The following is a 17833-nucleotide window of genomic DNA, read 5'->3' as shown; positions in this document are numbered from 1 at the left end:
GAAATGCCGACCCTTTTCCGCTTCCTGTTCTTCTTGGCCGTCTTCGCCGGCATCGTCTACGGCACGATGGTGGCGCTCGTGACTTTCGTCGAGCCGGTCGAGCGGGATGTAACGGTGCGCATTCCATCGGAACGGGTCAACAAGCCGAAATGAGCGATCTCTCCGCCGCCTATGTCGAATCCTTTCTGGAGATGATGAGCGCCGAGCGTGGCGCGGCGGCCAACACGTTGCAATCCTATGAGCGCGACCTGATAGATGCGCTCTCGTTTCTGCGGACCCGCGGCACGCGATTGATCGATGCTTCGGCCGACGATTTGCGAAGCTATCTCTCGCATCTCGCCAGCGAGGGCTTCAAATCCTCGTCGCAGGCACGCCGCCTGTCGGCGTTGCGGCAGTTCTACAAGTTTCTTTACGCCGAGGGCCTCAGGGGCGACGACCCTACCGGGATTCTCGATGCGCCGAAGAAAGGACGCGCGCTGCCGAAGACGCTCAGCATCGATGATGTGTCCAGGCTGATCGGTCAGGCGGAAACGGAAGCCGCCACCGGCGGTGAAGACGCACTGGCGAAACTGCGCATGCACGCGCTGATCGAGCTCCTCTACGCAACCGGTATGCGGGTCAGCGAACTCGTCTCGCTGCCGGCGAGCGTGTTGTCCCAGAACGGACGCTTCCTCGTCATTCGCGGCAAGGGCAACAAGGAACGGCTGGTGCCGTTGTCGCAGGCCGCCTTGCGCGCCATGCGCGCTTATGGAGAAGCCCTGCGCGTCAGGAACGCGGCGGCCGACCCGCCAGAGGAAAGCCCCTGGCTCTTTCCGTCCCATGGCAAGACCGGCTTTCTGCCGCGCCAGGTTTTCGCGCGCGACCTAAAGGGCCTCGCGGCACGCGCCGGCATAAGGATTACTGCGATCTCGCCGCATGTGCTGCGCCATGCGTTCGCCAGCCACCTGCTCGCCAACGGCGCCGACCTGCGCGCCGTGCAGGAACTGCTCGGCCATTCGGACATTTCAACGACACAAATCTATACACATGTGCTGGAAGAACGGCTGCATGACCTCGTGCAGAACCATCACCCCCTTGCCAAACAGGCGAAAAAACAGGATTAGGACCGCCGGGCAGGCTGGCTTCGACCGCAGAGCCCTGTCGCAAATTGATCGGAAACGCATCTCATGCACAACTATCTCGATTTCGAAAAACCCATTTCTGATCTCGAAGGCAAGATTCTCGAACTGAAGAAACTCGCCAGTGAAGATGAGAGTGTGAATACATCCGACGAGATCGCACGGCTTGAGGTGCGTGTACGCGACGCGATGGCCGAGATCTATTCCAAGCTGTCGCCGTGGCAGAAGACCCAGGTCGCCCGCCACCCCTCACGCCCGCATTTCCTCGACTACGCAGCCGAACTCTTCACCGAATTCACACCGCTCGCCGGCGACCGCAACTTCGGCAACGACGATGCGATCCAGGCGGGCCTCGCCCGCTTTCGCGGCATGCCGGTCGCCGTTCTCGGCCAGGAGAAGGGCAACGACACCAAATCGCGCATCAAGCACAATTTCGGCAGCCCGCGCCCGGAAGGTTATCGCAAGGCGATCCGCGTCATGGAGATGGCCGACCGCTTCAGCCTGCCGCTGATCACGCTGGTCGACACGGCCGGCGCCTATCCCGGCGTCGACGCCGAGGAACGCGGGCAGGCCGAGGCGATCGCCCGCTCGACCGAGATGTGTCTCAAGGTCAAGGTGCCGATTGTCACCGTGGTCCTCGGTGAAGGCGGCTCCGGCGGCGCGATCGCGATCGCAACCGGCAACCGCGTCTATATGCTGGAGCATGCGATCTACAGCGTCATCTCGCCGGAGGGCGCGGCTTCGATCCTGTGGCGCGATTCAGCGCGCGCCAAGGAAGCGGCAAGCAGCATGAAAATTACGGCCGAGGACCTGAAATCACTCGGCATAATCGACGGCATCATTCCCGAACCGGTCGGCGGCGCCCATCGCGACCCGCTGTCGGTCATCGGCCGCACCGGGACCGTGATCGCCGATGCGCTCAAGGACCTGTCCGGCCGCAGCGGCGACGAATTGCGGACGGACCGCCGGCAGAAATACCTCAATATCGGCCGAAATCTCTGAACCTTTGCGATTAAAACGGCGGTAGCGGCAACCGGAAATCGGACTGTGGCCAAATCTTGGCCATATTCGTACGGTCATGAAAGATGGCGTGCGCAGGGGGATCCTGCAGGGTTAAGATTTCGTGAAGAATAATCGCTTACTGATTCGTTGAGGGCGCCTCCTCGACGGGTGCGGCGCTCAATGACGGATTTTGTTTTTTAACGGGCCTCTGCCGATGCGTTTCAGGAACCTTGTTGCCACCGCCGCTATCGCAGCCGCGCTTGCCGGCTGCACCAACGAGACGCTGGATTCTGTCAATCTCTCCTCGGTAAAGAACAAGACCGAATATCAGCTTTCGAGCAAGATGACCGCAAAGATGCGCGAACTGGGGATGCAGAAGACGTCTCCGATCGCACTGCGGATCTTCAAGGAAGAAGGCACGCTCGAAGTCTGGAAGGCCAACGCGGCGAACCGCTTTCAACTCCTGAAGAGCTACAAGATCTGCGCGTGGTCCGGAAAGCTCGGTCCCAAGGTAAAGGAAGGCGACCGGCAGGCACCGGAAGGATTCTATCCGCTGTTCCCGCACCAGATGAATCCCAATTCCAATTATTATCTCGCGATCAACACCGGTTTCCCGAATACTTACGACAAGGCGAACGGCCGTTCCGGCACGCATCTGATGATCCATGGCGCCTGCTCTTCGTCGGGCTGCTATTCGATGACGGACGAGCAGATCATCGAGATCTTCGCGCTCGCGCGTGATGCCTTCAGGGGTGGACAGCAAAGCGTCCAGCTCCAGGCTTTCCCCTTCCGCATGACCGCGGAGAACATGGCCCGCCATCGCGACAATCCGAACATCGAGTTCTGGAAGATGCTGAAGGCCGGCTACGACCAATTCGAGGTGACCAAGCGTCCGCCGGATGTGAATGTCTGCGAGAGGAAATACGTCTTCAACCAGCAGAGCGACAGCACGTTCAATCCGACGGGCCAATGCCCGGCGATGTCGACGCCACCTGCGCTGCAAGTGGCAATGACAAACTTCGAGAAGGACTATCAGCGCAATTACGACAAGGCGCTGAAGAAGTACGAAGGCATGGTCTGGTATGAACCGAGCGAAGCGGAGCGCAAGGCGATCGTCGCCGACCAGCGCAAGGGCCGCGAACTCGCCTATGCCCCCACGGGCAATTCGCTCGATGCCGGCAAGCTGATGAAGGTGAGCGACCTCGAAAAACAGCTCGCGGATCAGAAGGCGGCCGAGGAAGCCAAGCAGGCGGCGCTGATCCAGAAGGAGGCGCTTGAGAAAGCGACCCGTGGCGGCGCGAGCGTGCCGGTACCGCAGGCAAGCCCGATCGAGCGGCCTGTCCTGCAGGCGGCCGTCCAGACGCCGCCCGCCAGAAAATCCTTCTGGAATCTGTTCTCGGCCAGCGAACCGGAAGCCGCGACGCCTGCACCTGCGGCACAGGCACCCGCACCGCAGGCCGCCGCGCCGGCGGCACAGCAGCCCGCGGCAAACCAGCAGCCGGCAGCCGCCGACCAGAAGCAGACAGGAATGCCCGCCGAAAGCAATGCGCAAGTGGCTGCGGCTCCGGCGGAAAATCCGCAGGCGGCAACCGAACAACCCGCCGCCGAACAGCCGAAGAAGCGTCCGTTCTGGAAGATCTGGGGCAATTGATGCCGGACGAGCCCAGGATCGTCTATGACCTGAGGGGGCTTAAGTGCCCCCTTCCCGTTTTGAAGACGCGCAAGCGCATGCAGGCGCTCGCACCCGGGTCCCTGATCGAGATCGAGACGACGGATCCTCTGGCGGTTATCGACATTCCGCATTTCTGCAACGAGGACGGACACCGGCTTGAGGAAGCCGCGCCCACAGAGGGCGGCCATCGCTTCGTCATCCGCAAGAAGGCCTGACGGATCGAAGAAGGCGTGCGGTCGTCAGTCCATCATGCAGGGTCGATCCGACCTGAAACCATCGTGACCTCAGGTTGCGTCTGCCCCTCATCCGCCTGCCGGCACCTTCTCCCCGTTTTGACGGGGAGAAGGGACTCGCTGCGCGCTCCAGTCCCCTCGCCCCGCTTGCGGGGAGAGGGTTAGGGTGAGGGGCAAAGCTCCTGGCTCTATCGCATCCAACTCCGACGCGCTCCAACGCGATCGGAATTCTTGCTATGATCGCGTCGCAGGTACATACAGGCTGTACAATGAACGATGCGAGCGGCAATTTCCACGACAGTTCCGGCGCGGCGGTGCGGCCGCCGATCGTCTGGGCACTCGCCGTTGTGGCGGGGCGTGTGATCGACGCGCTCTACCCGCTGCCTTTCCTGCCGGCGGCAGTGCCGGCCGGTTGGTTGGGCGCCATCGTGTTCCTCGCCGGCCTGGCACTGTTGATCTGGGCGGCGACGACCTTCCGCCGGGCGGGAACGAACATTCCGACCACCCAGCCGACGACGACGATCGTCGAAGAGGGGCCTTACCGCTACAGCCGCAATCCTATCTACATCGGCATGTTTCTCGGCCTGATCGGTCTTGCCATCGGCTTCGACAGCCTGTGGCTCCTCATCCTGCTGGTGCCGTTTTACTTTGTCATCCGGTACCTAGTGGTCGCCCGAGAGGAAGCCTATCTCGAAGTGAAGTTCGGCGACGCCTATCGCGGCTACAAGAGCCGCGTCCACCGCTGGCTGTGAAAATCAAGCCGCAGCCGATTGGCAAATCCAACCGATTCCGCGCACTGCGGTCTAGAATCTCACGCCGGGAACCGCGAGTGGATTGTCCGAGAGAGCTTGCGCGTCCGGCCGGTCGATCCGGGGCTTGCCGGTGAAGGCATCGAAGAGGTCGCGCACGAACGGTTCCTCGAGTCCCTTCGTGATCAGCACCATGCGCGTGCGCCGGTCGGCAGGATCGGGCCAGGCGGCGAGCCGCTCCGGCGCATGAAAAACGGTCTGCACGCCGTGCAGAACGAGCGGCCGTTCAGGATTGTCCGCCATGGAAACGACCGCCTTCATCCGCAACAGCTTTTCGCCATGGGCCGAACGCAGAAGATCGATGAACATTTCCAGCGCCATCGGCTCGATCGGACGATCGTGGACGATGCTGAAGGACCGGATGTCCGAACCGTGGCGCGTGACATCGTGATGGTGGTGATCGTGATGTCCATGATGATGATCATGCTCATCGTGGTCGTGGTCGTGATCTTGGTGATCATGATCGGCGTGCGCCTCGTCCTGAAGCCAGCGGCCGACATCGGCGACCTTGGTCGACGCGTCATAGAGACCGCAGGCGAACAGTTCCGCACGGCCCGCCTCATCCGTATCGCCGTCGATTACCGGCGCGCGTGGATTGAGGTCCCTGAGCCGTTCCAGAAGCGTCTCCCGCTCCGCGTCAGTCGCAATCTTGGTTTTGCTGACGACGAGCCGGTCGGCGACCGCGACCTGCTTCAGGGCTTCCACGTGGTTCGCTATCGTCTGCAGACCGTTCACCGCGTCCACGACCGTGACGACACCGTCCAGTCTGAAGTTTTGCGCGATAACCGGATTTCCGAGCACGGATTGCAGCACCGGCGCCGGGTCGGCAAGCCCGGTCGTTTCGATCACAACACGCCGCAGCGGCTTGATGCGGCCGGTCTGCATACGGTCCATGAGGTCGGCAAGCGTGTCGACAAGCTCTCCGCGCACCGTGCAGCATAGGCAGCCGTCGGAAAGCTCGATCACGCCGTCGCTCGAGGCCTCGACCAGCAGGTGGTCGATCGAGACATCGCCGAATTCGTTGATGATGACCGCCGTGTCGGCGAGGTCCGGATCCTTGAGCAGGCGATTGAGAAGCGTCGTCTTGCCCGCACCGAGAAAGCCGGTGAGGATAGATACCGGCACCACCGGCAGGGGACCGTTCATGGCGGACTCCATCTTAGATCACGCTGGTCTCGGATCGACTCGAAACCACGAAATTTGAGACGCGCGATGCGGCCGAAGACCGCGCACCTCTTGTTACCCGGCTCTAGAAACTCGGGCGAGGAACCGGAATGGGCACGTTGGCGATCTCGACGCCGTCGCCCTGCCCCGCGATATCGCTGCCGGCCTTGGCGATTTTGGCGCCACTGCCCGGGATAAGCCCGGCAAAAGCAAGCTTGAGCGGGCGATTGAGTTCGTGGATGTAAGGAGAAAGCAGCTTCTGGCGCCCGGCTTCGTCGCGGCCTTCACTGCGCACCTTCGCGGCGGTCTTGGAGCAGATCTGCTTGCTGACGTCCGTAACCGTGTCGCGGCCCTCTCCATAGGGAGCGATCTGCGTCAGAGACTGCTTGCCCGCGCTGCTGGTCGTCAGCGCCATCTGCAAGAGACGGGCAGACTCGTCGGCGCGGGCGCCGAGACTGTCTTCACCGAGAACGACCGAAACGACGCTGCGGCCATCGCGCGTCGCCGAAGAGACCTGATTGAAGCCCGACGCGCAGATAAAGCCGGTCTTCATGCCATCCGCGCCATCGAAGCGGCCGATCAGCATGTTGTAATTGGCATAGTCCTTCTTGCCGGTGGTGAAGCCTTCCAGCGAAAAATAGGTCGCATATTCGGGGAACTCGCGCTTCAACGTGATCGCCAGCACAGCAAGGTCGCGAGCGGTTGTATACTGCCCCTCGCCCGGCAGCCCGTTGGCATTGATGAAATGGGACGAGGTCATCCCGATACGCCGTGCCTCGGCATTCATCCGCTCGATGAAGGCAGACTCGGAGCCGCCGACCGTTTCCGCGATGGCAACGGCGACGTCATTTGCCGATTTCACCAGCATCATCTTCAGCGCGCTGTCGAGGGTCATCGCCTGGCCGGGCTTGTAGAACATCTTGCTCGGCGGCTCGGACGCGGCATTCTTCGTCATTACGACCGGGCTTTCCAGCGTCAGTTGCCCCGTCTTGATCGCCCGGAAAGTCGTATAGGCCGTCATCAGCTTGGTCAGCGATGCCGGGTACCACTTCCGGAAGATGTCCTGATGCTCGTAGACCTTGAGCGAGTTGACGTCGACGACCAGCCGCGGATTGGCAAATGCCGGCATTACCACTGCCAGAAATGCCGCACAGGCTCCCGCGAGAACGCCCACCGTCCTCGCCCCATCACGCCTCAAGAATCCACCTGTCACCACAATCCAACCTCGAAATTCCGCAATTGCCTCGTCTTGTCCCGGTATTTAGCCTATATGGCGAGGAGATGGCAAAGCCCAATCCTTGGCTGCCGCGCCAATCCACTGCGCCCTTACAGCGCCGCGCGTCCAATGGGACACGCAAAGTCGCTGTGGAGCTTTGAGTTTCTGCGTGACTTTGTCCTCAAATCGATTCCGATTTAAGGAATCATGCAGTAGTGACCGAACAGACCAACAGGACAACCCTATGCCGATTCTCAACCGCGCTGCCGAACTCCAGAACGAAGTTACAGAGTGGCGGCGCCACCTGCACATGAACCCCGAACTCCTGTTCGCGGTCGAAAATACGGCAGCCTTTGTGGAAAGGAAACTGAAGGAATTCGGCGTTGACGAAATCGTGACTGGTCTTGGCAGGACCGGCGTCGTCGGCATCATCCGCGGCAATCTCGGCACCGGGCGGACCATCGGGCTCAGGGCCGATATGGACGCCCTGCCGATCACCGAGACGAGCGGCAAGCCCTGGTCGTCGACGACCGCGGGCAAGATGCACGCCTGCGGCCATGATGGTCACACGGCCATGCTGCTCGGCGCGGCGAAATATCTCGCCGAGACACGCAATTTCGCGGGCTCCGTCGCGGTCATCTTCCAGCCGGCGGAGGAAGGAGGCGGTGGCGGCAACGAGATGGTCAAGGATGGCATGATGGAGCGTTTCGCGATCGCGGAGGTCTACGGCATGCACAACATGCCGAGCATGCCGGTCGGCCATTTTGGCAGCCGCATCGGCCCGATCATGGCGTCGACCGACGAGTTCACCATCACCATCAACGGCCGCGGCGGCCACGCGGCCCAGCCGCACAAGACGATCGATCCGATCGTCGTCGGCGCGCAGATCGTCAATGGGCTCCAGACGATCGCCTCGCGCACCGTCGACCCCCTCGCATCCGTCGTCGTCTCGGTCACGAAGTTCAACGGCGGCTTCGCCCACAACGTCATTCCCGAGCAGGCGGTCCTTGCCGGAACCGTCCGCACCCTGATGCCGGAAGTGCGCGACACCGGCGAGGCGCGCATCCGCCAGATCGCCGAAAGCATCGCCGGCGCCTATGGTGCGACGGTGAACGTCTGGTACGGCCGCAACTATCCCGTGACCGTCAACCATGCCGACGAGACCGCCCACGCGCTTGCGGCAGCCGCGACGGTTGCCGGAGCGGCCAAGGTCAATCCCTCGCTCGACCCGATGATGGGTGGCGAGGATTTCTCCTACATGCTGCTCTCCCGGCCGGGCGCATTCATCTTCATGGGCAACGGCGACACGGCCGGCCTTCACCATCCGGCCTATGACTTCAACGACGAGGCGATCCCGCACGGGATCTCCTATTGGGTGAAGCTCGCTGAAACGCGACTGGCCGCCTGAGAGACGCGAGCGGGAGGCGGCGGTAATGCACCAGATCGACAAGACGGATCGCAGAATCCTGAACATCCTGCAGGCGGATGGCCGGATCACCAACCTTGAGCTGGCCGACCGCATCGGCCTGTCGCCGACCGCGACCAGCGAGCGGCTGCGCCGGCTGCTTAAGGAAGGGTACGTCTCGGGCTTCGGCGCGCGCCTCGACCCGCACAAGCTGGGCTTCGGTCTGCTCGTCTTCATCGAAGTTATGCTGGACAAGACGACACCGGAAGTCTTCGACCAGTTTGCGATCGCCATCAAACAGGCCCCGGCCGTGCTCGAATGCCATATGGTCGCCGGCGGCTTCGACTATCTGGTCAAGACTCGCTTCGAGGACATGACCGCCTACCGCAACTTCCTGGGGCAGGTGTTGTGGACACTGCCGGGCGTCAAGGAAACCCGCACCTACGCTGTCATGGAAGAGATCAAGAACGACGGTCCGCTGCCGCTCGTCTGAAAGCGGCAGCGGACCCTTTGAAAATACGCAATTCCGGACGAAAAAACCGTTACATGCTTTTCCTGGATTTGCCTCTTACAGCGAAGCCATGTCGATCACGAAGCGATAGCGCACGTCGCTCTTGACGACACGCTCGTAGGCCGCATTGATTTCGTCCATGCGGATCATCTCGATCTCCGAAACGATGCCGTGCTCACTGCAGAAATCCAGCATCTCCTGGGTTTCCTTGATCGAGCCGATCATTGAACCGGAAATGCTGCGCCGGGCCGGAACAAGCGAAAAGGCGTGGACCGGAACCGGGTTCTCCGGAATGCCGACAAGCACCAGGTCGCCATCGACCTTCAGCAGATTGAGGTAGGCGTTCCAGTCGATCTCGGCGGCGACGGTGCAGATGATGAGGTCGAAACTTCCGGCAAGCGCCTGGAACGTCTCCGGATCGTTGGTCGCGTAGTAATGATCCGCACCGAGTTTCAGCCCGTCCTCCTTTTTGGAGAGGCTCTGGCTCAGCACCGTGACCTCGGCACCCATCGCGTGGGCAAGCTTCACGCCCATGTGCCCGAGGCCGCCCATGCCGACGATTGCAACCTTCTTGCCGGGTCCCGCCTTCCAGTGGCGCAGCGGCGAGTAAAGCGTGATACCGGCGCAGAGCAGCGGTGCGGCTGCGTCGAGCGGCAGGTTCTCGGGAATCGAAAGCACATAGCCTTCCTTGACGACGATATGATCCGAGTAGCCGCCCTGGGTCGGGGTCTTTCCGTCGGCCTCGACGCTGTTATAGGTCCCGACCAGACCCGGCAGATAATGTTCCAGATCGAAATCGCGGGTGGCGCAGGTCGTGCAGGAATCGACAAAGCAGCCGACGCCAGCGCGGTCGCCGACCTTGAACTTCGTGACCTTTGATCCGACCGCCGAAACAATCCCGACGATCTCATGGCCTGGAACCATCGGGAGGGTGGAGTTGCCCCATTCGTTGCGGGCCTGGTGGATATCGGAGTGGCAGACGCCGCAATATTTGATGTCGATAACCACATCGTCGTCGCGTGGTTCGCGGCGCTCGAACGTGAAAGGTGTAAGCGGCTTCGAAGCATCGGTCGCCGCATATCCTCTAGCTATAGCCATGAGTCTGTCCTTGATGTCTGGGAAATGATGCGCTTGGGAGGCATGGACCTCCTGCGGCGCGGCAGACTATGCTGTTCGGGAAGGACAATGCGTTAGTGCAATTCTGCAAAGTTTTTGCATAATCCTGCAAGATTGAACGGACCGCTGTGGCAAGGCCACCTCCTGGCTCTATCTGAACGGCATCCCGCACATATCTAAGATATTGGAAAGACCACTGAATATGACGACGCTACGACAGACGCCTCGCCACGAGATGATCGACATCATTGCCCGTATCGCCGAAAGAGATGGAGACTACGCAACGGTCATACCGAGCCTCAGCGTCCATCGGCATTCAAGCACGGCGACCCCGAATTGCGCGGCTTACAAACCGAGCCTCGCGATCATCGTGCAAGGCGTCAAGCGCGTGGTGCTTGGCGACGAGACGCTCGTCTACGGCGCCTCGGACTATCTCTTGACCTCGATCGACCTGCCGGTTCTTTCCCAGATTTCGCAGGCGTCGCCGGAAGAGCCCTATATGAGCCTGGCGTTCCAGATCGATACCGGGAAGATCCCCGCGCTGCTTGACCTGATTGGTGATGGGCCAACAAAGTCCCCTGCCTCGCCACGCGGAATGACGGTGAGCAAGATCACGCCCGATCTCGAAGACGCGGCGCTCCGCCTGCTGCGGCTGCTCGAACGCCCGGACGACATTGCTGCCCTGCTGCCATTGATCGAGCAGGAACTCCTCTACCGCCTGCTCATCGGACCGCATGGCGCAAGGCTCCGGCAGATGACGACGGCGGAAAGCCAGCCGCATCAGATCGGCCGCGCCGTCGCCTGGCTGAAGGAGCATTATTCCCGTCCCTTGCGCATCGACGATCTCGCAAGCCGCGTCAGCATGAGCGTTTCCTCGCTTCATCACCACTTCAAGGCCATAACGGCAATGAGCCCGCTGCAATATCAAAAACAGCTCCGGCTGCAGGAAGCGCGGCGCCTGATGCTTGAGGAGCGCCTCGATGCAGGCGATGCCGGCCATCAGGTCGGCTATGAGAGCCAGTCGCAGTTCAGCCGCGAATATGCCCGCCAGTTCGGCGAGCCGCCGGCGCGCGATATTGGCCGCGTTCGCCGCAGCCTGGTCGGCCGATTGAGCGGCGAGAGGGAAATGCTGAGCGAAGGTTAGGGAGCCGGCCTAAACGCAGCCGTCCGCGCCGTGCTGCCGCGGCCCCTTGAGGGAGCCTCGCTTACCAGCCGTCTTCCAGCATCTGCTCCAGCATGTCGGCAAAGAAATCGGCGCTCTCGCGGCTGAGGCAGAGCGGCGGCTTGATCTTCAGCACGTTCAGATGATCGCCGGTTGGCTGCATGATGACGCCGAGATCGAGAAGGCGATCGCATATGGCCGCCGTCTCTTCTGTCGCCGGCTCGAGCGTTTCGCGGTCGCGGACGAATTGGACGCCGAGATAGAGTCCCATGCCGTGGACCGCGCCGACGATCGGAAAGCGCTCGCCAAGCGCCTGCAGCCGCGCCTTGAGGTGGTCGCCAATGGTGCGGGCATTCTCTTGCAGGGCCTCATCGTGGAGAATATCGAGCACGGTCAACCCGACGACGGAGCTGACCGGACTGCCGCCGGCCGAGGAGAAGAAGTAGCCTTCCTTCTCCAGCGCCTCCGCCATCTCGCGCCTCGTGATGACCGCGCCGAGCGGATGGCCGTTGCCCATCCCCTTGGCAACCGTGATGATGTCCGGGACGACGCCCTGCTCCTCGAACCCCCAGAAATGGTGGCCGAGGCGGCCATAGCCCACCTGCACTTCGTCGGCGATGCAGACGCCACCTCTTGCCCTGACCATGGCGTAGACGGCCTCGAGATAGCCGGGCGGCAGCGGGATGCCGCCCGCGTTTCCGTAAACCGCTTCGCAGATGAAACCGGCAAGACCTCCCTGCTTCTCGTCGATTTCCGCCAGTTTCTCGCCAACGGCGCGGACATAGTCGCCGGTCGAACCTTCCCCGCGGAACGGTCCGCGATACGTGTTCGGCGAAAGGACCGGGTGCACCCAGTCGGGCCGCGTCGTCAGCGCTTGCGGGTTGTCGGCGATCGAGGTCGAGACCGCATCGCTCGCGACCGTCCAGCCGTGATAGGCTTCGAGCAGCGAGACGACATGGCGCGCGCCCGAATAGGCCCAGGCCAGCCGGATCGCGAGGTCGTTCGCCTCCGATCCGCTGTTGACGAGAAAGACCGTGTCGAGGCCCTCCGGCGCCAATCCCGCGAGGCGCTCGGAAAATTCCGCGACGGATGCATAGTGGAAGCGCGAATTGGTGTTGAGCAGCGACCATTGCCGGCCGACGGCTGCAGAAAGGCGCGGATGGCCATGGCCGAGAATGGTGACGTTGTTGACCATATCGAGATAGGCCCGGCCCTCGACATCGAACAGATGTTCCCTCCAGCCACGCTCGATCTGCGGCGGCTGCCGGTAATAGTTCTTCTGCGGCCGCGCGAAATGACTTTGCCGGCGCTGAAGCAGTTCGCTTGCTATCGGCAAGGAAGCATCACAATCGAAACCAAGCATTTGCGCGGGCGACGGGCAGAGCGCCCGCCAGGCTTCCACCTGGTTCGCCGTCGCAAAGGGCGGCGGGTCTATTTCCGCCTCCGTTGACAGTTGGACACGGATGAAGCCCAGCGCCGACCGATCGCCGGGAACGACCCCGATCGGCGCGCCGGTTTCGATCGCCCCTTCCGCGCCATCGGCCGGTTCGACGCCACTGAGATGGAGATGCAGTCCGTCGGTCGACAAAACCAGTCTTTCGCCACGCAACTTAAGCTGCCCATCAAAGGGAGCATGAACGGCAGTTTGTCCGTGCAGGCAAAGATCGACTTGCAGCGCGAAGGTCGCTGGCGGGTTTGCCTGGAGAAGCCGCGTTTCCGTCAAACGAAATTCGCCGTAGCGTGTCGTCGAAGCGCCGGCTGCCCGCGCCGCCGATTGCAAAAGCAGCGCTTCGGTGTCCTCATAATGCCAGCGGTCGGCCGGGAGATGGGGGCCGAGAAGTGAAAGATCGACAATGCCGACGTGGCTTGGGTCGATGTCCGGCAGCAACCGGCCGTCCGTCAGAGGTACGGTCAATGCCGCCCCCTTCCCCACGGCCTGACGAATTGCCTGCTCCATCAGGCCGAACGGCACGGAAAGCGCGACATCGAGGATTTCGCGCTCATGGGCGGCGTTTCCTCGCACGTAGGCGTTGTCGGGATCGATCTCCAGCTGCTGCTCCGTACTCGCGACCAGGATGCCCGCTCGTGCCACGATTAGCGGCCAGAGCGCCTTCAGTTCGGCATCCGTCAGCGGGAACGCTGCGTGAAAAGCCCTGACCGCCGGCAAGATAAAGAAAGGATCGCCATCCGAGTGGTGAAGCAGCGATGCACATGCAACCGCCAGTTCGGCGACGAGCCACCCCTTGAGGATATCGCCGAAGTCGATCACGCCTTCAGGCACGAGCCGGCCGCTCGCCTCCGTCCTGCTCACGACGTTGTCGTCGGTGACGTCCTGGTGAATGGCCTGCACCCGCAACTGCGGCATGAGCGGTTGCACACGCCGCATGGCGCCGATCATCGCTTCGGCAATGCGTTTGCGCAGATCCACGTCAGCGATCGTCGACAGCAGATGCAGCGCGACCGGTCCCGCCCGCCGAAGGTCCCATTGCAGTTCCCGATCGAGCCCTGGATGGTCGAACTCGCGAAGCTCCCAGGCGAGCCGCCCGGCGAGAGCGCCGAGTTCGGCGACCGTTTGCGCCGGAAGGTGTTTGCGCCGGGTCAACGGCGTGCCATCGAGATAGGTGAGCAGCCGAAACTGATAGGGCACGTCCCGGACAATTGCGTCTACAATCTCTTCGCCATTCAGTGTGGCTACTACAGCCGGCACCTTCGGAGCACCCGAGCTGGCGGCAAGATGATGCAGGGCTGCGTTCTGCGCCTCGAGTTCGACCCGCGCATATTCCAGCCGACAGATTTTCAGGACAAAACGGCCGTCGTCGGCGTCCAACCGGTAGTTTCGGTCCTGTTGGCTGCCGAGTTCTGTGAGGGCGCCTGAAAGACCGTAATGTTCCGACAAGATGCGTTTCGCCTCCTCGACGGAGACATCCGGCCTTGCGAGTTGCGTGCGGAGCTTGAGCGACTCTCCGTCCATTCTTCCATCCCTGTCTATTCGCGGAACCGCCTCACTGCGAGGCGCCTTCAAGGCGATAGCGCGTGCCTGGATAAAGCAGCCGCGCGGTCGTCACGCTCGCCGTTTCCGACCAGGTCCGTCGGCGGATCATCAGGCACGGTTCGTTGCGGCCGATCGCGAGAAGCTTGCATTCCCACGGCTTGGGCGACACGGCCTCCACGATCTGTTCAGTGCGGGTGATCGGCGCCACCAACGTCAGATAGGCGTTCGGGGTCATGGTCCGGAAATCCTGCGCCATGTAGTCAGGGCAGATCGCCGGGTTGACGAACCGATCCTCGATCTGGATCGGCACCTCGTTCTCGCAATGGACCATGATCGAATGGAACACCCTGGCTCCCGTCGGAAGCCCGAGCGCATGGCCGATCTCCGGGCCTGTCGGCTCCTCCTGCAACAGATTCAGCCGGGAGGTGTGCCGATGGCCGCGCTCGCGGATCTCGTCCGCGATGTTGCGGACCTCGAGGAGCGCCGTGCTGCCCTTATGCGCAGCAACGAACGAACCGACGCCCTGAACCCGAGTGATTGCGCCTTCGCTCGCAAGCTCCCGCAACGCTCTGTTCGCCGTCATCCGGCTGACGCCGAGATCCGCGACGATATCGTTTTCCGACGGTATCCGGTGATTGGCGGGCCATTCGCCGCTCTCGATCCGGCTGCGAATGAACTGCTTTACCGCCTCATAGCGCGGCACGGGCCCTTCCGCGAAGGTCGACATGTCGCTCGTCCGCCCCGGTGGCGTCATTGTCTACTCCCATCTTATGCCGATCAAGGCTGCGGCTCCTCCCGGCAATCGATGATTCTTTTCGTCCATTTTAGCCTTGCGCGCCACCATAAAATATCTATAGTTCCATATACAACCACGTACAGGAAAAACGCACATGCCAACTTTTCCCGTCCCCCGGCTCTTCGCGGAGCGCGCTCTTCTTCCAACCGGCTGGGCCGAAAACGTGGCAATTATTCTTGACGGCAACGGCGGCATCGCGTCCGTTGTGACCGGCCAAGCGCCTGCGGAAGGTGACGAGCGGCTTTCCGGACCTGTCGTTCCAGCGATCACCAACCTTCATTCCCATGCGTTCCAGCGCGCCATGGCTGGTCTTGCGGAAGTGGCGGGCACGGGAGACGATAGCTTCTGGACCTGGCGCGAGAAAATGTACCGCACTGTCGGCCTCGTCGACCCTGATGACGTCGAGGCGATCGCCGCCAAGCTTTACGTGGAGATGCTGAAGGGTGGCTTCGGCCGCGTGGTCGAGTTTCATTATCTTCATCACCAGGCAGACGGTACCCCTTATGCCGATCCGGCCGAAATGTCGCTTCGGATATTGAGTGCGGCTGAGGCGACGGGCGTCGGCCTGACCCATCTGCCCGTCTTCTATGCCCACGCCAATTTCGGCGGCATGGCGCCCAATCCCGGTCAGCGTCCGTTCCTGCATGATCCGGATTGCTTTCTCGCCCTTCTCGATCGCCTCGTTCCCGCCTGCTCGAAGGCCGGCGCCAGGCTCGGCTTTGCCATTCATTCGTTGCGTGCTGCGACGCCGGACGAAATGCGGACAATTCTTGGGGCGGCTCCAGTCTCAGGACCGATCCACATTCATGTGGCCGAGCAGACGCGCGAAGTCGACGACTGCCTTGCCTGGAGCGGCAGGCGGCCGGTCGAATGGCTGCTTGACGAGATGCCGGTCGACGCGCGCTGGTGCGCCATCCATGCGACGCACATGACGGCTGAGGAAACGAAGCGGCTGGCTGCTTCGGGAGCGGTTGCCGGCCTTTGCCCCGCGACCGAGGCCAATCTCGGCGATGGCATCTTTCCCGCGGTCGATTTCATCGCCGAGCATGGCCGCGTCGGCATCGGCACCGATAGCCACGTCGCAACGAGCGTTGCCGAAGAACTGCGGCTTCTCGAATACGGCCAAAGGCTGCGCGACCGCCGGCGCAACCGGCTTGCCGCTGGTCCAGGCGCGTCCGTCGGTCGCTCGATCTTCGAGGCGGTGCTTGCCGGCGGCGCGCAAGCGGCCGGTGTCGATTTGACCGGCATCAAGGCAGGCGCGCCTGCGGACCTCGTCGTCCTCGACGGCGACAACCCCTACATCGCCGCGGCAAGCGGCAACCAGATTCTCGACCGCTGGCTCTTTGCACTCGGCGGCGAAACGGTCCGCGGCGTCATGGTCGCCGGCCAATGGAAGATCCGCAATGGACGCCATGATCGGGAGGAAGACATCGACCGCGCCTTCGCGCGGGTTCTGACGAAACTGAAATAGTCATCGAAGCGACGATCAAAAAAGGGGAATGCGCATGTCGATCAGCACAATGAAACTCACCCTCGCCGCCGCCGGCCTGATGCTTGCGGCCTCCGCCGGCAGCGCCAGCGCCTCCTATTGCAGCGACGGCAAGACCGTGACCTTTGCCGGCATAGACTGGGAGAGCGGCGCCTTCATCACCGAAGTCATGAAGACGATTCTTGCCAAGGGTTACGACTGCCAGGTGGACTCCATCCCCGGCAACTCGGTGACGCTGGAACAGGCGACCGCCAACAACGACGTCCAGATCTTCGCCGAAGAATGGCTCGGCCGCTCGGACGTGTGGAACAAGGCCGTCGAGGAAAAGAAGGTCGTCGCCGTCGGCAAGACCTTCGTCGGCGCCAGCGAAGGCTGGTTCGTGCCGGACTATGTGGTTCACGGTGACCCCTCGCGCAATATCGAGGCGAAGGCACCGGACTTGAAGAGTGTCTCGCAGCTTTCCGACCCGAAGATCGCCGAGATCTTTGCGGATCCGGAAGAGCCGTCGAAGGGCCGTTTCCTGAATTGCCCATCCGGCTGGACCTGCGAAGGCGTAAGCTCCGCCAAGCTCGAAGCTTACAAACTCGGCGAAACCTATGTGAACTTCCGCCCCGGCACCGGCACGGCGCTCGATTCGGCAATCACCTCGGCCTATTTGCAGGGTGAGCCGATCCTCTTCTATTACTGGTCTCCCACCGCGATCATGGGCAAGTTCAAGCTCGTCCAGCTTGAAGAGCCGGCCTACAACGAAGCCTGCTGGAAGGAATTGAGCAGCGCCAACGGCAAGCGTGATGAAGGCTGCGCCTTTCCCTCGGTCGACGTTGCCTACGGCGTGAACAGTACCTTCGCTGCGGAAGCGCCGGAAATCGTCGCGATCCTCGAAAAGGCGACCTTCCCGCTTGAGGACGTCAACGGCAGCCTCGCCTACATGGCCGACAACAAGGTCGACGCCACGGCCGCCGCTACCGAGTTCCTGAAGACCAAGGGCGACGTCTGGGGCAAGTGGGTCTCCGACGAGGCGCGCGGCAAGATCGAAGCAAGCCTGAAGTAACGACAGTTTTGCCGAACCGTGCCCGCCACGCCTCTTCCGCCTTCAGCGCGGGACGGGGGCGTGGCAGCCATGGCTTAAAAGCTGTTTCCGCAGAGCA

At 62.1% G+C, this 17833-nt stretch carries 16 protein-coding genes; 11 read left to right on the top strand and 5 right to left on the bottom strand.

The genetic code is table 11. From position 1 onward, the window contains the following. The first annotated feature begins 3 nt into the window (after positions 1-3). The 6 genes from QN224_RS23915 to QN224_RS23890 all read left to right on the top strand — a co-directional run bounded on the left by QN224_RS23915 (position 4) and on the right by QN224_RS23890 (position 4777). The gene (locus QN224_RS23915; RefSeq protein ID WP_173509242.1) at positions 4-153 is read left to right on the top strand and encodes a hypothetical protein; all 150 of its coding nucleotides are present in this window, start codon (positions 4-6) and stop codon (positions 151-153) included. Next, positions 150-1103: a site-specific tyrosine recombinase XerD gene (gene xerD / locus QN224_RS23910; protein WP_283978639.1), complete on the top strand. Its 954-nt coding sequence runs from the start codon at positions 150-152 to the stop codon at positions 1101-1103. The genes QN224_RS23915 and xerD overlap by 4 nt, the downstream gene beginning before the upstream one ends. 63 nt (positions 1104-1166) lie before the next feature. Beyond that, entirely contained in the window at positions 1167-2120 is a 954-nt protein-coding gene (locus tag QN224_RS23905) for an acetyl-CoA carboxylase carboxyltransferase subunit alpha (RefSeq protein ID WP_269281710.1), read from the top strand. Between the two features lie 214 nt (positions 2121-2334). Next, entirely contained in the window at positions 2335-3771 is a 1437-nt protein-coding gene (locus QN224_RS23900) for a murein L,D-transpeptidase family protein (RefSeq protein WP_283978638.1), read from the top strand. Beyond that, complete coding sequence (locus QN224_RS23895; RefSeq protein ID WP_283978637.1) at positions 3771-4007, top strand: sulfurtransferase TusA family protein; 237 nt, start codon at positions 3771-3773, stop codon at positions 4005-4007. Before QN224_RS23900 ends, QN224_RS23895 begins: the two co-directional genes overlap by 1 nt. 287 nt (positions 4008-4294) lie before the next feature. Continuing rightward, on the top strand, positions 4295-4777 hold the full coding sequence (locus tag QN224_RS23890) for an isoprenylcysteine carboxylmethyltransferase family protein (RefSeq protein WP_283978636.1): 483 nt from the start codon (positions 4295-4297) through the stop codon (positions 4775-4777). A 51-nt stretch (positions 4778-4828) separates the two neighbouring features. Here QN224_RS23890 and QN224_RS23885 read toward each other — a convergent pair whose 3' ends face one another. Together QN224_RS23885 and QN224_RS23880 are read right to left on the bottom strand one after the other, a co-directional pair. Further along, the gene (locus QN224_RS23885) at positions 4829-5980 is read right to left on the bottom strand and encodes a GTP-binding protein (protein ID WP_283978635.1); all 1152 of its coding nucleotides are present in this window, start codon (positions 5978-5980) and stop codon (positions 4829-4831) included. Between the two features lie 103 nt (positions 5981-6083). Further along, the gene (locus QN224_RS23880; RefSeq protein WP_283978697.1) at positions 6084-7127 is read right to left on the bottom strand and encodes a D-alanyl-D-alanine carboxypeptidase family protein; all 1044 of its coding nucleotides are present in this window, start codon (positions 7125-7127) and stop codon (positions 6084-6086) included. 331 nt (positions 7128-7458) lie between these two features. Between QN224_RS23880 and QN224_RS23875 the strand changes: the two genes are divergently transcribed. Together QN224_RS23875 and QN224_RS23870 are read left to right on the top strand one after the other, a co-directional pair. Further along, positions 7459-8622: a M20 aminoacylase family protein gene (locus QN224_RS23875; RefSeq protein ID WP_283978634.1), complete on the top strand. Its 1164-nt coding sequence runs from the start codon at positions 7459-7461 to the stop codon at positions 8620-8622. 25 nt (positions 8623-8647) lie between these two features. Continuing rightward, complete coding sequence (locus QN224_RS23870) at positions 8648-9112, top strand: Lrp/AsnC ligand binding domain-containing protein (RefSeq protein WP_136508815.1); 465 nt, start codon at positions 8648-8650, stop codon at positions 9110-9112. 75 nt (positions 9113-9187) lie between these two features. Here the strand turns inward: QN224_RS23870 and QN224_RS23865 are convergent, their stop codons facing one another. Beyond that, positions 9188-10228, bottom strand: coding sequence for an NAD(P)-dependent alcohol dehydrogenase (locus QN224_RS23865; protein ID WP_283978633.1), 1041 nt, complete (start codon positions 10226-10228; stop codon positions 9188-9190). Between the two features lie 220 nt (positions 10229-10448). Between QN224_RS23865 and QN224_RS23860 the strand changes: the two genes are divergently transcribed. After that, the gene (locus QN224_RS23860; RefSeq protein WP_283978632.1) at positions 10449-11390 is read left to right on the top strand and encodes an AraC family transcriptional regulator; all 942 of its coding nucleotides are present in this window, start codon (positions 10449-10451) and stop codon (positions 11388-11390) included. Positions 11391-11451: 61 nt separating this feature from the next. Here QN224_RS23860 and QN224_RS23855 read toward each other — a convergent pair whose 3' ends face one another. After that, the gene (locus tag QN224_RS23855; protein WP_283978631.1) at positions 11452-14379 is read right to left on the bottom strand and encodes an aminotransferase; all 2928 of its coding nucleotides are present in this window, start codon (positions 14377-14379) and stop codon (positions 11452-11454) included. Positions 14380-14410: 31 nt separating this feature from the next. Further along, a complete protein-coding gene (gene hutC / locus QN224_RS23850; protein ID WP_283978630.1) occupies positions 14411-15154 on the bottom strand; it encodes a histidine utilization repressor in 744 nt (247 codons plus the stop codon). Positions 15155-15290: 136 nt separating this feature from the next. Here hutC and hutF point away from each other — a divergent pair, with 136 nt between their 5' ends. Next, positions 15291-16667, top strand: coding sequence for a formimidoylglutamate deiminase (gene hutF / locus QN224_RS23845; RefSeq protein ID WP_283978629.1), 1377 nt, complete (start codon positions 15291-15293; stop codon positions 16665-16667). 34 nt (positions 16668-16701) lie between these two features. Then, positions 16702-17736 (top strand): ABC transporter substrate-binding protein, encoded by a 1035-nt coding sequence (locus tag QN224_RS23840; RefSeq protein WP_283978628.1) that lies wholly within the window; start codon positions 16702-16704, stop codon positions 17734-17736. Positions 17737-17833: the final 97 nt, after the last annotated feature.

It is taken from the genome of Sinorhizobium sp. 7-81 (assembly GCF_030124405.1).
In the GTDB taxonomy this organism is placed as follows: Bacteria; Pseudomonadota; Alphaproteobacteria; order Rhizobiales; family Rhizobiaceae; genus Sinorhizobium; species Sinorhizobium psoraleae.
Note: the sequence above shows the minus strand (reverse complement) of the source record. Positions and strands in the feature narration are given on the sequence as shown.

Excerpts from the sequence above, each read along its gene's own strand:
- xerD (WP_283978639.1), top strand. The coding sequence starts at position 150 with ATGAGCGATCTCTCCGCCGCCTATGTCGAATCCTTTCTGGAGATGATG.
- QN224_RS23855 (WP_283978631.1), bottom strand. The coding sequence starts at position 14,379 with ATGGACGGAGAGTCGCTCAAGCTCCGCACGCAACTCGCAAGGCCGGAT.
- QN224_RS23890 (WP_283978636.1), top strand. The coding sequence starts at position 4,295 with ATGAACGATGCGAGCGGCAATTTCCACGACAGTTCCGGCGCGGCGGTG.
- hutC (WP_283978630.1), bottom strand. The coding sequence starts at position 15,154 with ATGACGCCACCGGGGCGGACGAGCGACATGTCGACCTTCGCGGAAGGG.
- QN224_RS23895 (WP_283978637.1), top strand. The coding sequence starts at position 3,771 with ATGCCGGACGAGCCCAGGATCGTCTATGACCTGAGGGGGCTTAAGTGC.
- hutF (WP_283978629.1), top strand. The coding sequence starts at position 15,291 with ATGCCAACTTTTCCCGTCCCCCGGCTCTTCGCGGAGCGCGCTCTTCTT.
- QN224_RS23915 (WP_173509242.1), top strand. The coding sequence starts at position 4 with ATGCCGACCCTTTTCCGCTTCCTGTTCTTCTTGGCCGTCTTCGCCGGC.
- QN224_RS23885 (WP_283978635.1), bottom strand. The coding sequence starts at position 5,980 with ATGAACGGTCCCCTGCCGGTGGTGCCGGTATCTATCCTCACCGGCTTT.
- QN224_RS23870 (WP_136508815.1), top strand. The coding sequence starts at position 8,648 with ATGCACCAGATCGACAAGACGGATCGCAGAATCCTGAACATCCTGCAG.
- QN224_RS23900 (WP_283978638.1), top strand. The coding sequence starts at position 2,335 with ATGCGTTTCAGGAACCTTGTTGCCACCGCCGCTATCGCAGCCGCGCTT.
- QN224_RS23860 (WP_283978632.1), top strand. The coding sequence starts at position 10,449 with ATGACGACGCTACGACAGACGCCTCGCCACGAGATGATCGACATCATT.
- QN224_RS23880 (WP_283978697.1), bottom strand. The coding sequence starts at position 7,127 with ATGCCGGCATTTGCCAATCCGCGGCTGGTCGTCGACGTCAACTCGCTC.
- QN224_RS23905 (WP_269281710.1), top strand. The coding sequence starts at position 1,167 with ATGCACAACTATCTCGATTTCGAAAAACCCATTTCTGATCTCGAAGGC.
- QN224_RS23840 (WP_283978628.1), top strand. The coding sequence starts at position 16,702 with ATGTCGATCAGCACAATGAAACTCACCCTCGCCGCCGCCGGCCTGATG.
- QN224_RS23865 (WP_283978633.1), bottom strand. The coding sequence starts at position 10,228 with ATGGCTATAGCTAGAGGATATGCGGCGACCGATGCTTCGAAGCCGCTT.
- QN224_RS23875 (WP_283978634.1), top strand. The coding sequence starts at position 7,459 with ATGCCGATTCTCAACCGCGCTGCCGAACTCCAGAACGAAGTTACAGAG.